This is a genomic window from Lysinibacillus sp. NPDC092081, from assembly GCF_044755845.1.
In the GTDB taxonomy this organism is placed as follows: domain Bacteria; phylum Bacillota; class Bacilli; order Bacillales_A; family Planococcaceae; genus Lysinibacillus.
Map to the genome: position 1 here is coordinate 55,096 of NZ_JBIVRU010000014.1, position 14,813 is coordinate 69,908.

General features: G+C 37.6%; 11 protein-coding genes. 7 read left to right on the forward strand and 4 right to left on the reverse strand.

Going from position 1 to position 14,813, the window contains the following annotated elements; genetic code table 11:
• The first annotated feature begins 87 nt into the window (after positions 1–87).
• Genes ACIQLB_RS18060 through ACIQLB_RS18070 form a run of 3 tightly spaced genes read left to right on the forward strand, consistent with a single transcriptional unit; the run spans position 88 to position 3,074 of the window.
• Positions 88–855, forward strand: a complete 768-nt coding sequence (locus ACIQLB_RS18060) for an ABC transporter ATP-binding protein (RefSeq protein WP_400728745.1) — start codon at positions 88–90, stop codon at positions 853–855.
• The gene (locus tag ACIQLB_RS18065) at positions 842–2,710 is read left to right on the forward strand and encodes an FtsX-like permease family protein (RefSeq protein ID WP_400728748.1); all 1,869 of its coding nucleotides are present in this window, start codon (positions 842–844) and stop codon (positions 2,708–2,710) included. Before ACIQLB_RS18060 ends, ACIQLB_RS18065 begins: the two co-directional genes overlap by 14 nt.
• 1 nt (position 2,711) lies before the next feature.
• Positions 2,712–3,074: a YxeA family protein gene (locus tag ACIQLB_RS18070; protein WP_400728751.1), complete on the forward strand. Its 363-nt coding sequence runs from the start codon at positions 2,712–2,714 to the stop codon at positions 3,072–3,074.
• 27 nt (positions 3,075–3,101) lie between these two features.
• Here ACIQLB_RS18070 and ACIQLB_RS18075 read toward each other — a convergent pair whose 3' ends face one another.
• On the reverse strand, positions 3,102–4,493 hold the full coding sequence (locus ACIQLB_RS18075; RefSeq protein ID WP_400728754.1) for a sensor histidine kinase: 1,392 nt from the start codon (positions 4,491–4,493) through the stop codon (positions 3,102–3,104).
• The gene (locus ACIQLB_RS18080) at positions 4,490–5,212 is read right to left on the reverse strand and encodes a response regulator transcription factor (protein ID WP_400728757.1); all 723 of its coding nucleotides are present in this window, start codon (positions 5,210–5,212) and stop codon (positions 4,490–4,492) included. The genes ACIQLB_RS18075 and ACIQLB_RS18080 overlap by 4 nt, the downstream gene beginning before the upstream one ends.
• Positions 5,213–5,912: 700 nt before the next feature.
• Here ACIQLB_RS18080 and ACIQLB_RS18085 point away from each other — a divergent pair.
• The 3 genes from ACIQLB_RS18085 (at position 5,913) to ACIQLB_RS18095 (ending at position 10,136) form a co-directional block, all read left to right on the forward strand.
• Positions 5,913–7,271: an acetamidase/formamidase family protein gene (locus ACIQLB_RS18085; RefSeq protein ID WP_400728759.1), complete on the forward strand. Its 1,359-nt coding sequence runs from the start codon at positions 5,913–5,915 to the stop codon at positions 7,269–7,271.
• A gap of 233 nt (positions 7,272–7,504) precedes the next feature.
• Positions 7,505–8,059 carry an HPP family protein gene (locus ACIQLB_RS18090; protein WP_400728762.1) on the forward strand — a complete coding sequence of 185 codons (555 nt, stop codon included), beginning with the start codon at positions 7,505–7,507 and terminating at the stop codon, positions 8,057–8,059.
• 580 nt (positions 8,060–8,639) lie between these two features.
• Positions 8,640–10,136 carry a hypothetical protein gene (locus tag ACIQLB_RS18095; protein ID WP_400728765.1) on the forward strand — a complete coding sequence of 499 codons (1,497 nt, stop codon included), beginning with the start codon at positions 8,640–8,642 and terminating at the stop codon, positions 10,134–10,136.
• A gap of 57 nt (positions 10,137–10,193) precedes the next feature.
• On the opposite strand, the gene ACIQLB_RS18100 is transcribed toward ACIQLB_RS18095, so the two are convergent.
• Together ACIQLB_RS18100 and ACIQLB_RS18105 are read right to left on the reverse strand one after the other, a co-directional pair.
• A complete protein-coding gene (locus ACIQLB_RS18100) occupies positions 10,194–11,378 on the reverse strand; it encodes a CaiB/BaiF CoA transferase family protein (RefSeq protein ID WP_400728768.1) in 1,185 nt (394 codons plus the stop codon).
• Positions 11,379–11,796: 418 nt separating this feature from the next.
• A complete protein-coding gene (locus tag ACIQLB_RS18105; protein ID WP_400728771.1) occupies positions 11,797–12,708 on the reverse strand; it encodes a CAP domain-containing protein in 912 nt (303 codons plus the stop codon).
• Positions 12,709–13,224: 516 nt separating this feature from the next.
• Between ACIQLB_RS18105 and ACIQLB_RS18110 the strand changes: the two genes are divergently transcribed.
• Entirely contained in the window at positions 13,225–14,793 is a 1,569-nt protein-coding gene (locus ACIQLB_RS18110) for a sensor domain-containing diguanylate cyclase (RefSeq protein WP_400728774.1), read from the forward strand.
• Positions 14,794–14,813 lie beyond the last annotated feature (20 nt).

The following is a 14,813-nucleotide window of genomic DNA, read 5'->3' on the forward strand; positions in this document are numbered from 1 at the left end:
GACGATTTAAGGTTGTTGTAAGCTTGCGACAATTTTGTTGTAAGTTTGGGGTCGTATACTAAAGTCAGAAAGAAGAGGTGAGCGTTTATGACGCCATTATTAAAGGTACAAAATGTAGAAAAAACTTACGGCAAAGGCGCAAATACATTTACAGCGCTATCGAATATATCATTTGAAGTAGAAAAAGGAGAGTTTGTTGGTGTAATGGGGCCTTCAGGGGCTGGGAAATCGACGCTACTAAATGTGTTAGCGACAATTGACACACCAACGACTGGTGAAATCATTATTGGAGATACAAACTTAGCGCGCATGAAGGATGCTGAGTTAGCAGATTTTCGTCGTGACAATCTAGGTTTTATCTTCCAAGACTATAACTTACTCGATTCTTTAACAGTTCGTGAAAATATTGTACTGCCGCTTGCGATAGCAAAAGTACCAACAAAGGCAATTAACGAAAGGGTAGAACGCATAGCTACACTGTTTGGGATAAAAGAGTTACTAGATAAATATCCATATCAAATTTCAGGTGGACAAAAACAACGTACAGCATCATCACGTGCGTTAGTTACAGAGCCGAAATTAATTTTTGCGGATGAGCCGACTGGTGCTCTTGATTCAAAATCAGCAACAGACTTGCTTGAAAGTTTAAGTGATTTGAATAATTCTCAAGCGTCCACTATTATGATGGTTACGCATGATGCATTCGCAGCAAGTTTCTGTCAGCGTATTCTATTCATTCAAGACGGACAGCTTTCGAGGGAAATTCATCGTGGTACTCAAACAAGAAAGCAATTCTTCCAAGAGATTTTACAGGTGCTTGCTGGCATCGGAGGTGGAGTAAATGACGTTATTTAGTTTAGCGCGTAAAAATATTCAGCGTAATTTGTCGAACTACTTTTTATATATCGCCTCGATGGTCTTTAGTATCGTTATCTACTTTACGTTTGTGACATTGAAATATAATGATGATCTTTCAGCTTTAAAGCAATCATCACAGCAAATTAAAGGATTGATGAGTGCATCATCCGTTGTGCTATTATTCTTTATCGTCATCTTTATGGCGTATTCCAATTCGTTTTTTATGAAAAAACGAAAAAAGGAAGTAGCACTTTACTCGCTACTAGGTGTGCGTAAGCAGAAAATTGGCTTAATGCTCTTTTTTGAGAATTTAGTGATCGGTTTTGTTTCTCTAGTACTAGGAATTGTTCTTGGATTCTTTATGTCACAAGGATTATTAATGATTTTAGTACGTTTGATGGGCTATGAGGTTGTAGGAAGTTTAACATTTTCTACTGAGGCTCTAGTAAATACAGCAGGGATTTTTACGCTACTATTTTTATTCACATCCTTACAGGGCTATCGTGTCATCTATCAATTTAAATTGATTGACCTGTTCCATGCGGAGAAGCAGGGAGAGAAAATTCCACGTGCATCATTATTAGCAGCTATTCTTGGGACAGCGCTACTTGCATTTGGTTATTATACAGCGTCTTCAGATATCTTCACGAGTAATATTTGGAAATTTTTCACAGTACTAGGTACTCCACTAATGGTTATAGGTGTGACAATTGCAGGGACATATTTATTATTCCATAGTGTTAGCGTATTTGTATTAACTACGTTGAAAAAAGCAACTTCTTGGTCATGGAAAGGCTTGAATTTAATTGGTGTATCGCAATTATTGTACCGTATTCGAGCAAATGCTAAATCTCTTTCGATCATCGCTATTTTAAGTGCGACAACGATCACAGCAGGTGGCGGCGTTTTCGGAATGTATTACAATGCGGAAGCCAGCGTACGTCATATGCTACCTAACACATTTATGTGGAAGGGCGATACGGTAAAATTTTCTCAAGAAGACGTCTTGTACAACGAATCGCTTTCTGTGAAAAATTTACGCGTAGATAATGAATTTTCGTTTTTTGAATATACATTATTAAAGGAATCTGACTATAATCGTTTAGCAAAATTGCAGGGGAAAGATGAAGAACTGCACATTGCAAATGGTTCAACCGTTTTACTTGATGCAAGCTTCGATGAACGTTTTTCACATAATTTTACGGGTGAAGAGTTTAAGTTGGAGAACGGGGAATCATTCCATGTTGATAAAATGTATACAGAGAGTGTATTAAACTTTATGCCAGCTGGTACAGTCCTCGTTGTTAATGATAAAGTGTTCTCTGCAACAAATGCAGAAGGTGTTAAAATGCAAGTAGTTGGTATGGATAATGACTTGAAGCAACAGGCTATTTCAAAGGAAATTTACAAACAACTATCTACTGAACAGCAGGAAGGGTTTTCAAGTGTTCCGCAAAGTTATGAGGATGGTTTAGCTACTGTAGGATCACTATTGTTTGTAGGAAGCTTTTTAGGATTAGTATTTTTAGCAGCGACAGGAAGTATCATTTACTTCAAAGTTTTAACAGAGGCAGAGGAAGATCAGCCTAAATATGCAATTTTAAATAAAATCGGTGTTAACAAAAAACAAATCTTAAAAACAGTTGCAGGGCAGGTTGCCGTTATCTTTAGTGCACCACTCGTTGTCGGCATCGTTCATAGTGCATTTGCGCTACTAGCCTTTTCACAGCTATTTGGTATGGATATAACGAAACCAGTAATACTGTGGATGATTGCTTATTCAGCAATCTACGGCATATATTATATCTTTACAGTTCGTTCATTCTATAAAATTATTAGACAGGGGAATTAATATGAAAAAGGTCTTCTTAGGTATAGGAGCATTGTTCTTATTGTTCGTAGCAGGTCTTGTTGTTCTGATGACCGTAGATTTTAACCGTTTAAATAAAGAGGCATACTATGTTCATATCACTACTGATGGTAAAATAGAGGAATATAAGGTAAGTAATGGTGAAATATGGAAGTCATATTGGTACGAGATACCTGCTTATGACGAAAACGGTAAAGAGCAAACATTAAAGTTTTCAGCTCAGAAAAATTTACGTCACGATGCATACATGAAGCTTTATGTAAAAAAAGAAACGGAAGTTACATCATATGATGAAGTAAAATTCCATGAGCTACCTGCAAAAGTACAGGAGTTAATGAAGAAATAAGAAGAAGGAGTAGTCCCTAGTATCGGGCTACTCCTTTTTTCCTTCTAGTAATTGAATGCTGACAGTTGTACCTTGTTGCTCTTCAGAGGTAATAGTTACAGTTCCTCCGTGCGCTTCAATAATATCTCTAGCAATAGCAGTACCTAACCCAGTACCATGTGTTTGCTCAGTATTTGTACCACGATAATAGCGCTCAAAAATATGTTCAAGGTCTTCTGCAGAAATGCCGTTACCGTTATCAGAAATCGTAATAGAATGATCATCAACAAGAATATTAACTGAAACATCAGAAGGATTATGGAGCAATGCATTGTGTAAAAAATTCATCACTGCTCGTCGCATAAAGTGCTCGTCAATGTGATGCTTGATGACATCTTTAGTTGCATTAAATTCGATATTGGCTTGCTCATATTGTGGTGTATTGAGTGTATCAATAACAATTTCGCGAATAAATTGCACCATATTTACCTCAGTTAAGCTGAGCGGCAGCTGCTGATGTCTTAATCGCATAGTTAAGTTTAAATCATCCAGTAAATCCTGCATATGCAATGATTGTTTTTCGATAATCTGCGCATAGTCTGTTTGTTCATGAGGAGTCAATTTCCCATCATTGAGCAGCTCCGCATAACCGCGAATGGAGGCAAGAGGTGTTTTCATATCGTGTGAGACATTACTGATCCATTCCTCGCGCATCATCTCTAATCTTTTACGCTCCTGCTCATGTGCAGCAAGCTCTCTCGATACCTCATTTAAATTCTCAAAAACGGGTTTGTACACACCACCGGGCATTTTACTAGGCATATGCTCACGATTCTTTAAATGACGAATACGTTCAATCATTGCATGTAGAGGTTTGGTCAACGTACGACCGAAAAGCCATCCAACTAATGTAGCTACTAATAAGTCAGCGATGACAATGAATAACCCAAACTTGCCAATAAACTGTAATACCGATGAGCCAGAAAAATGAGTGACATATCTAGTAACGCCACTGCCCTTGATGCCGATAAGATAACTAATACTTTCTTTACTTCCCACATACACGGTTGTATCAACATCGAATTCTTTATATTTATAAACTTGAATTAAGTCAATCGGTGCATAGTGTGAAGGAGCTTTATCTGGAGCGAAATTGGCTTCAACGACCTGTCCGTTATTATCAAGTAATTGGATCCAAGCATTTCGCTGATGCAATTGTTGGAGTCCATCCTTGCTTACTGCTGGCGTTCCATTACTTATATCAATATACTGTTGGAACTCTCGCACGAAGTTTTCCTCTGAATACGAAGTTGTATTATCGTAATTAGTTCCCTGTTGGAAAATGAAAAACCCAATTAAAATGGCCGTATTGACGAAAATAACAATAATAACAATAGACAGCACAGATAGAAGGAATCTAGCAGTTAGTTTCCATTTCATCCTTGCGCCTCTTTTGGAACGCCAAATTTATAGCCAAGCCCTTTTACAGTTGTAATATACACAGGTTTTGATGCATCCTTTTCAACCTTTTCACGAAGACGTCGAATATGCACCATAACAGTATTGTCTGAGCCGAAAAAGTCCTCTCCCCATACACGCTCAAACAGCGTCTCTTTACTTAAAATTCGATTAGGATTGTTCATAAAGCAAGCCATCAAGCCGATTTCCTTTGCTGTTAGCTCCAATAAAACGCCGTCCTTATGTGCCTCCGTTTCATCCCCATTAAGCAAAAATGGACCAACTTGAATAGACTTCGTTGAAGTTACTGGTGCCGCTTCCTGCGTTTGATAACCAGCTCTGCGAAGCTGTGCCTTCACACGATAGGCAACCTCTTTAGGACTAAAAGGTTTCGTAATATAATCGTCGCCTCCGATCGCAAGTCCTAAAATTTTATCGATTTCCTCATTTTTCGCTGACATGAAAAGCACAGGCACATGCGACACGTCTCGAATACGTCGACATAAATCGTAGCCCTCGCCATCAGGAAGCATCACATCAAGAAGTACAATATCGGGTTGTGTCTGTTGAAAGCTCGTCCAAGCTTCTTGAATGGAGCCAGCTGTATGAATTTGCTTATAGCCTTCTTTTTGTAGGCTGACTTTTAGAAGGTTTGCTAAATCTGCCTCATCATCCACCACTAGAATAGTTGGTTCTTGCATTGTTTACACGTCCTTTCTTCTTTATTATTTTATCGTCATTAGAATTTTAAGAATAGTGTATAGCTAATAAGTTTTGCAGTGGCCCGATAATCAATTCCTTATTATTATTATCTCAAAAAAGGTTCTTCATTATAACGGGAGTTGATTTCCGTTCGGATTGGGTACTTTCCTAGGGGCGTCAAGCTTGAGATTTGCCCACCGATTGAAGTTTCACTTTATGTGACTCATTATAAATGAAACTTACTTTAAAAAGGTATTGAGACATTACCTGAATTAAAAAAATAGACAGATGTTCTCAATGCATATTAGCGATATTCTTCACGAAATGGCAGGAATTATCGAGCTTTATTACAAAATAAAAGTGCAGACTTTTACAATACATTTGTACGAGTCTGTGCTTTCTTATGTATAAATGGTTGAAAATACATAAAATCAATGGCATGATTTTCCATGTTAGCAATAGCTATTCTATTGGACGAAAATCATGCATTTATTCATAGAGAAAATGCACTGAAAAAGAAGAATTCCAACGCTATTTAAATTATTTAATACATACGATTATTGACATATTCCTCGAAATGGAAGGAACTATTGAACTTGATGTCGAAATTAAGTTTTACAATCGACAATTCATTACATATTAAAGACGTTGAAATCAAATTTAACAAAAATCTATAAAACTAGGAGCGTGACGAAAGAAATGACAAGCGAATTGCATGTGCTAGAAAAAGAAGGAATGCAAAGTGAAGACTTTGTACAACAGCCGCAAGCCGTCGAAACATTATTCGTAAATGAGTTCATAGATGGTATTTTAGATCCACAACAGAAAATGCTAGGACCTGTTAAAGACGGTGGAACAATTATTGCTAATACGACGCCAGGATGTTGGGGCCCGATGCTAACACCAACGATTCGTGGTGGGCATGAAGTAACAAAACCTGTATTTGTAGAAGGGGCAGAGGTAGGAGACGCCATTGTTATTAAGATTAAATCAATACAGGTAACATCAATAGCAACAGCATCTGGGCACGATGAGGCAATTTTGGATCGATTTATTGGGGATCCGTTCGTATCAGTAAAATGTCCAGGCTGTGGTAAGCTTCATCCTAGTACAGTTGTCAAAGGGATAGGTCGGCAGGCTATTCGCTGTTCGACATGTGATACAGAAACATCACCTTTTAACATGACGAATGGATATACTATGGCGTTAGATCATAATGGTAATATTGGTGTGACTGTTGGGCGAGAAGGGGCTCGCCGTATTGCACTTGATGCGAAAAATTATATGCGTACACCTGAAAATTCTGTGCAAAATCCTGTAGTTGCATTAGCACCAAGTGATTTAATTGGTGTTATGGCAAGAATGCGACCATTTTTAGGGCAGCTTGGAACGACACCTTCAAAGGCGATGCCAGACTCCCATAATGCTGGAGATTTTGGTTCGTTTTTAATTGGTGCGCCACATGAATATGCATTTACGCAAACTGAATTAGATACACACCGTACAGATGGACATATGGATATAAGCCGTGTTCGTGAGGGTGCAACAATTATTTGTCCAGTAAAGGTTCCAGGTGGCGGTGTGTATATAGGTGATATGCACGCAATGCAAGGGGACGGAGAAATTGCAGGACATACAACAGATGTTGCTGGTATTGTTCAACTTCAGGTAAGTGTAATGCAAAAAGTAGCTTTGGATGGCCCTATTTTATTGCCAAATACAGAGGATTTACCGTATACGGCTAAACCTTTTACAAAGGAAGAAAAACGTCGTGCACGTGAGCTTGCGGAGGAATTCGGCGTTAAACAAGTGGAGGAAGTATTCCCTGTATCAATTATTGGCTCTGGAACATCATTAAATGAGGCAACAACTAATGCTATAAGCCGTGCTGCAAGGCTTTTTGAGATGAGCGAGCCAGAAGTTATGAATCGAGCGACGATTACAGGATCGATTGAAATCGGCCGTCATCCGGGAGTTGTAACAGCAACCTTCCAAGTACCTAAAACAGTGCTAAAAAAAGCGAAAATTTATAAGCCAGTGAAAAAACAATATGATTAAATGAATAACGAAAAGCCCGAAAAGAAAGCAAACTAGAAGATTTCATAGTTTGCTTTTTTGTGTTATAGGGCGATAAACTACTTAACTAAAAGTCAGATGCTATTTGAAAATGTGTCTAAAATTCGACATTTTGAAATTGAATTCTATTCAGTAGTTGTTATAATAGAACAAGCTTAGAATATAAAAAAATCGATACGGTTCTATAGAATTTTGGATAGAAAGAAAGGTGAATCATGGCAGATTTCGTACGTTTGCAGGACAAGGAAGAAAAAACAAACCCTATTAAAACATACATATTCAAGATGAAAGGTGGGGGACATGCTCCTTCACGAACAAATTTTGCTGATGCCATAACAGGTGCATTCGGCGGATTAATATGTATTTCCGTATTGCTTTGGTTGACGAACTATACAGGGGCACCATGGTTAATGGCATCACTTGGTGGGAGCTGTGTACTTGTATTTGTCGTTTGGAATGCACCATTGTCCCAACCTCGAAATATTATCGGAGGTCATTTAATTTCAGCTGTCATCGGCTTAATCATGTATTCACTGTTGGGGACGAGCATTGTATCAATTAGCCTTGGTGTAGGTTTAACCATTTTTTTAATGGCCTTATTAGGAATCATTCATCCGCCAGCAGGAGCAAATCCGATTATTATTATTTTAGGAGGCTATGGATGGAGCTATCTAGTAATGCCCGTCCTTATTGGTGCTCTCATTATCGTATTTTTTGGTCTTGTGATAAATAATCTACGAGAAACGCGGAAGTATCCTTTGTTTTGGTGAGGAATAAATTTAAGCAAATTGCGGAAAAAATGCGTTGCAATTTCGGGCAGAAAAAATTCTGTCTCGCTACGCTTTAGGGGCAGAAAAACCTCCCTCAAAAAATTTGATGGAGGTTTTTTGTAACTATTTTGTTGGTCGCCCGTCTACTGTTGTGAGAATGCTTTTTTTCGATTGCATTAGCGAATGATGCATAGCTTTCTTAGTTGTGCGTACTATCGCGCTAGCTTTGATTAGCGTAGGCAATGAGCCGTTTGAGACAATACAAATGGGCTACCAACTTATGAGTAATTTTCCAATGAGCTCATTTGCCGTTCTGCTTTAAAACAGCAAAGTAAATTTTTACCCATCTATGAGGGGCAGTTGACCTTTATAGATGGCTTTTTTTATGCGTTGTAGCTGAAGATGTCGATTTTACACGAATACTTTTGTTGTTATTTCTTTTATGCATATTACGATTTTTTTAGCATATGTTGGATAAGATTTGTTATATTGAAGAAAGAGTGTTAAAACATTTAAGCAAGTATTTTACACGATAGGGGAAGATCTTTGTTGGTTGAATTTGATGGGGGGCTCCAGTTGCATGCTGTTGGATTGTGATGAGCAGTTATTCATGACATATAAACAAAGTGGTGAAAAGGGTGCTGAGAAATTACTTTCAAAATGGTTAGAGGCAGAGATTGACTCACCGGCTGACCCGAAAATTCTAGGTACTGCACTTTCACCGAATTTATTTTTAGTGAATGAGGAAACAGCGATGAATATTGCGTTTTCAACTGCACGAAAATATTGGGGTCGTGTAACGACAGATATGCAAACTTTTTTTAACAAGCATGGTTTAGATACTAAATTTGTCAATGAACGTCTCGATGCTTTTTTTTACACGCAAAAAGGCAAGGAGACCTTTTTTGAGCAGCTTTTCGCACAGCATACAATGGACTTAGAACGATTAATCTGGCTAATTTTCGGGAAGCGAATGCAAATTACATTGCCAGTTAACGAATTACAAACAATATTTTTATATAAATTTGAAAATGAATATTTCGTGCATATGATTTATAAAGAAGAAGCCCAATTTTGGCATTGGCTTTTCACGAAAAAGGTTTATTCACTGTTTATCCACAAACCATTAGAACAATTCACATTTATCCATGAAATGATGGGTCATATTGAACAATCCACAAGAGAAACTTGTGTACATGTGGATAACTTTGTGAATAATTACAGAGAAATTCTGGATAAGTGTATAACTTATGTGGATAACTGTAATTCGACTTGCTTGGCAAAAAAACAGTTACACCTTTACCAAATTGTAACGCACTATCGCTTATCAAAAGGGGATTATCGATGTGTTAAAGCTCTAATTACTTCCTTTGAAGCCGATTGGCGCTATTCGATGTATGCATTGACAGAGAAAGAAAAAGTTCTGATTGCATATCTTTTATTTCATATAGCACATCAGGAGCAGAATCATGAAACTGTTATTCACTACGGTGAGTATTTATTAGAAGATGAAAGACTTAATAATTACGCGATAGAGATTTTGTTGGAATATAAGGACTTATTGCCAAATCGTAAGCCAACACCTCCTGCTATTATTAAAAATTATGAACTAAATTTTTTAGAAAACTTGTATGCAGTATTGCTTGAGCATTATGTAAAAATGGAGCGTTATCAAGGGGGGCTCCTGCTTTTAAAGGAACATGTACTAGCATCCAATAAAAAAATACATGCCACTTTAGTACAGAATAACTATAGTAATGAGCAATTTATTGCGATTGAGGCGTCAGTTCAGCAGGATATTGCTCTCCATGTGAATAATTCATTACAGCATATCGGCTTGTCTGTGGAAGAATGGCGCAGACATTATCGTCAACCAGAAACGCCTTGCTATTTGGTAGCGCAAAGTGCATCCTTGCATATGCTTAATATTTTAAAAGTTTTATTTGTGACCGAGCAGTATGAGCTGTTTGAAAAATTAATGGAAATTTATAAAAAGTATTTACTCATTGACGATCATTTCGAAAAGCTACGAGTTTTTATAAGTGCACGTTTAATAGAAATACAAAAAAGTGTCTAATGTGTTTTACATGCATCATTAGACACTCTTTTTATTTCGTGTAGTTGGCCTACGATATTATTCTAAAACCCCTTTGTCCTTTAAGTCCGCGATTTGCTCGACACTATAGCCAAGTGAAGATAACACTTCTTTATTATGCTCTCCTAGCTTAGCACCGACATGCTTGTACTGCGGTTTAACACCGTCAAACTTAAAAGCAGATGCAATTTGTTTTTGCATAGTACCGTCGCTTTTGGGAATATCAACAATCATGTCACGAGCTTTGAGCTGAGGATGATCGCATGCTTCTGGAAAAGTTAATACTGGTTCGACACATCCCTCGAAGCTCTCGTTAAACACTTCAAGCCATTCTTCGTAAGTCTTCGATAAGAACGCATCATGGACAGCCTCTTTAAAACGAATTTGTGTATAGTATGAATCATTAAAAGTATTATCAATGAGCTCAGGAATATCAAGCGCTTCACAGAGTAATCTGCGGAATTGAGGCTCAAGACTTCCTACTGAGTAAAATCGGCCATCCTTTGTTTTGTAAAAGTCATAGTAGCTGCCACCATTTAAAATTTCCTGCTCGGGCTGAGGCACACGGCCAGCGCCGATATAGGCAGACCCATACATAGCATTGAGCGAAAATACAGCATCGGTCATACTTATATCAATATATTGTCCTTCACCTGTTTTTTCACGATGTAAAGCAGCTGCAAGTACTCCAATTGCTGCATGCATCGTGCCCCCAGCAATATCAGCTAGCTGAATACCCATGGAGACAGGTTTTTTATCTTTATGGCGTGAATAATCAAGTATGCCAGCTAATGATAAATAGTTATTGTCATGTCCTGGCCGATTGCTATATGGTCCAGTTTGTCCATAGCCTGTAATAGCACAATAAATAACCTTAGGATTTACTTCTTTTAGAGCGTCATAGCCGATACCGAGTCGTTGCATGACACCAGGTCGAAATCCCTCGATAATGATGTCGTACTCTTTCACAAGTGACTTAACAATTTCGATAGCTTCAGGCGATTTTAAATTTAATGTTAATGACTTTTTAGAACGATTCAAATGTTGATGAATATACGCCTCATGATCATCGTCGTAAGGAGGCATAATACGTGTTAAATCTACGCGCTTTGATGATTCAACGTGAATAACATCTGCGCCTAAATCAGCAAATATCATTGTCGCCATTGGTCCCGGTAGTAATGCAGAAAAATCGAGAATTTTTAACCCCTTTAAAATACCCAAATCTCCCAACCCCTTTTTGTGTAGGCTACATTGTATTCAAGAATGCATTGTAGCGCTTTTCTCATAATCCCCATTTTGTGAAAAGCATGTACCATCGCTGTATTAATACAGAGTGGTGATAAATTATCAGTATTATAACAGAAAGATTGATGGCTTGACTATGTTAAATTTTATTATAAAATAATTAGTCAGAAAATTATATGTCGGAATAACATTAAAAGTAAAAAAATTCAGAATGTAGGATTGTCTTCGTAACGGAGGTGATTTCGTTCCGATTGGTCTAATCCAATTAACTTATAGAAGGGGACCGATTTTCTGTCATATTTCAGTAAAGATACAAAAAATCTCTATGCAATAGATTTCTGCATAGAGGTTTTTGTGTATATTGGTCATCGTCGATAAGCTTCAACTATTCAAATTACTTAGAATAGAAGTTAACTGTATAATAGGGCGCACCGTTATCTTTAAAGCAGACACCAACAAATATATGTGTAAATTCTTTTCTTAAAATATTTATACGATGCCCTTTTGAATTCATCAGTGCTTCATGGGCAAATATACTATTGGGCTGACCGTGTGCTATATTTTCGCCATACCAATAGTGATTAACTCCACCAGTAGTGAGGCGGTCATTGGAATGATACCCTTTATGATCTTCATGACTAAAAAATTGATGTGTGATCATATTGCTACTATGCTGCCGAGCAATAGGATTACATCCTTTGTCATAAATGAGCGGTTGCAATCCTTCTATAACCCGCTCATGGTTAATAAGATCAACCATTAAATTTTCAAGTCCTGTGCGTAGCTCATTGGAAGGCTTACCATAATAACCACGTTTACTTAATTCTGTTTTGGCATGAATCCAAATAATAGAACGGACAATATTGTTTTTGTGTAAATCATAGAAAAAAGTAACATAGTGATCATCAATCAAATAGGTACCGTGTGTAGTATTGCCTTCACAATCGTTGTAATCGAGCAAATAGCTTGTATTTTGATAGTGAAAGTCTCTAAGTGGAAGACCGTATTTTCTATTCACATCTATTCGATTAGCACCGATACGAATACCAAATACGCTATGCCCAGTGCGTGTTTCATATCCTGCAACCTCATAGGAATTATGTTTTCCTACGAGGGAAAATTGGGAATAGTCCTTCTCTACTCGATGCCATTTCATTTTATATTCACTTTGAAAGCTGGATAGTGACAAAGTTTTTTGTGTATTTGTTATTTTTGTACGAGCTGACTTATTTGGATTGAGAGAAGTATTCGTCCAAAGAGCCATACTAAAACCAACCATTATTGGAGCTACTTTACGTAACAACATATTTAAACCCTCTTCTAATAATAAATTTATAATAAAAATCTATCAAAATAATAAAAGTTCTATAGATATAAAGTTACTATATTTTTGTTCTGTTAACGACGCTAAAATTTTGGAACTTTCCCTACTATATGGCTAACCATCAAAACGTGGGGTTGATTTCCGTTCCGGCTGGGCGCTTTCCTGGGGGCGTCCGATGAGGCGATGCTCGCTCCAGGGTCTCGGGCCAACACGATGTTGGTCACGAAGGCGTTATCACAGGACGTGATGGTTTTAGCCTTCGTTCCCCTATCGCTGATCCCCAAGGAGTCGCCCAGCCTCCACTCCAATCAACTTATATACTAGGTAAATTTTCATTTCGAATTTTTATGGTGAGTCTACTATTTTATTTTTGTTATATGAGGGAATTATTTTTACAAATTCTTTTTTCTCAATATAAGATATTTTCTTAATAAGGAATTTTTTTGTGCTTTAATAGAACCATAGAGGAAATTATAAACTAGGGGTAAAAGACAGAAAATGAAATCAAAACAGATAAAGTTAAAGTATTTAATCATGGGTGTTGCCATGGCTGCTTTTTTCTTAACGGGCATTGGTAGTATTTGGAGCGGTTACCGAATGAATGTTGACTCGATTAAAGAGAATACACTTGAAACGAATCGAGTATATTCACAAAAATTAGCAACAACCGCAAGTTCTTATCTTGAAGAATCTTTTCAGACTTTAGGGTACAGCGCCAGTACGATAAAGACGAAAATGCATGATAATAATGCATTGATTCAGGAAACTGAGCGTTTGAAGAAGCAAAATAATATGTTTAACTCTGTTCTTATTACAAATGCAGAAGGTCTTGTATTATCTATTTCACCACCATCTGAGGAGGTACAAGGGAAAGTATTAACATCCATTGGAGCGAAAGAGGCTTTATCTAAAAAGAAACCTCTTGTCTCAAAGCCTTATAAGGGAATTACAGGGCGGCTCCTTATTTTTATATCGTATCCTATATTTTCAGAGACAAATGAGTATTTAGGAATGGTAGCAGGGACAATTTATTTAAAGGAACGAAATGTTTTTAATGAATTACTTGGAGAGCATTATTATCATGATGGTTCATATGTGTACGTAGTTGATTCGGATGGGCGCGTTATCTATCATCAGGACCCAAGTCGCGTTAATGATAGTGCTATTGATAATGAAGTTGTGCAAGCAGTAGTTTCTGGAAAAAGCGGGGCTCAGCAAGTATTAAATACTAAAGGAGTAGACATGCTTGCTGGTTATAGTACCGTACCTTTAACAGGCTGGGGAGTAGTTGCTCAACGACCGTTAAAGGTAGCATTAGCTCCTTCATTTGATAGGGTACAGGAGGTAGCTATAAAATCTATTCCGCTTATGTTAATTTCAATTTTAATTGTCCTTTGGGCGGCAGCACGTATTGCCAATCCTTTACAGCAATTAGCTACTTTAACAGAGGAGAGTATGGAATCGAAAAATGTAGAAGGCTTAAAATCTGTACGTAGTTGGTATTTTGAAGCACACTATCTAAAAAGTGCTCTCATTCGGAGTTTAACATTTTTACAGGGTCAGGTGTCCTATTTTAAAGACCAATCTACAACAGATCCGTTAACAGGTGTTACTAATCGCCGCACAATGGATGCGATGCTAGCTGAGTGGCTTAAGAACGATTTGCCACATGCCCTCATTTTGCTGGACTTAGATCATTTTAAAAGTGTGAATGATACGTATGGTCATGCAGTAGGTGATAAGGTGTTACAATTTTTAGCACGCAATATGAAAACAGTCGCTCGTGAGGGAGATGTTTGCTGTCGCTACGGTGGTGAGGAATTTGTGATGTTATTGCCAACTACTACAGCTGAGGAAGCGGCACAGGTGGCCGAGCAACTGCGCGATATGTTGGCACATACTATAAGTCCATGTGATCGCCCAGTTACTTTATCTGCAGGCGTTGCAGTATATCCACAAATGGCCGACACGACGGAAAAGTTAATTGAGGTAGCGGATGGTGCACTGTATCTTGCTAAACAAGCTGGACGTAATCAAGTCATGGTAGCAGAGCAAGAAAATAAATAAAAATGTTTTGGAATAAGCAT

What these genes read in the sequence shown, in the direction of transcription:
- ACIQLB_RS18090 (WP_400728762.1), top strand. Translation starts at nt 7,505, where the DNA reads ATGGCAGATTTCGTACGTTTGCAGGACAAGGAAGAAAAAACAAACCCT.
- ACIQLB_RS18085 (WP_400728759.1), top strand. Translation starts at nt 5,913, where the DNA reads ATGACAAGCGAATTGCATGTGCTAGAAAAAGAAGGAATGCAAAGTGAA.
- ACIQLB_RS18080 (WP_400728757.1), bottom strand. Translation starts at nt 5,212, where the DNA reads ATGCAAGAACCAACTATTCTAGTGGTGGATGATGAGGCAGATTTAGCA.
- ACIQLB_RS18110 (WP_400728774.1), top strand. Translation starts at nt 13,225, where the DNA reads ATGAAATCAAAACAGATAAAGTTAAAGTATTTAATCATGGGTGTTGCC.
- ACIQLB_RS18075 (WP_400728754.1), bottom strand. Translation starts at nt 4,493, where the DNA reads ATGAAATGGAAACTAACTGCTAGATTCCTTCTATCTGTGCTGTCTATT.
- ACIQLB_RS18070 (WP_400728751.1), top strand. Translation starts at nt 2,712, where the DNA reads ATGAAAAAGGTCTTCTTAGGTATAGGAGCATTGTTCTTATTGTTCGTA.
- ACIQLB_RS18065 (WP_400728748.1), top strand. Translation starts at nt 842, where the DNA reads ATGACGTTATTTAGTTTAGCGCGTAAAAATATTCAGCGTAATTTGTCG.
- ACIQLB_RS18060 (WP_400728745.1), top strand. Translation starts at nt 88, where the DNA reads ATGACGCCATTATTAAAGGTACAAAATGTAGAAAAAACTTACGGCAAA.
- ACIQLB_RS18105 (WP_400728771.1), bottom strand. Translation starts at nt 12,708, where the DNA reads ATGTTGTTACGTAAAGTAGCTCCAATAATGGTTGGTTTTAGTATGGCT.
- ACIQLB_RS18095 (WP_400728765.1), top strand. Translation starts at nt 8,640, where the DNA reads ATGCTGTTGGATTGTGATGAGCAGTTATTCATGACATATAAACAAAGT.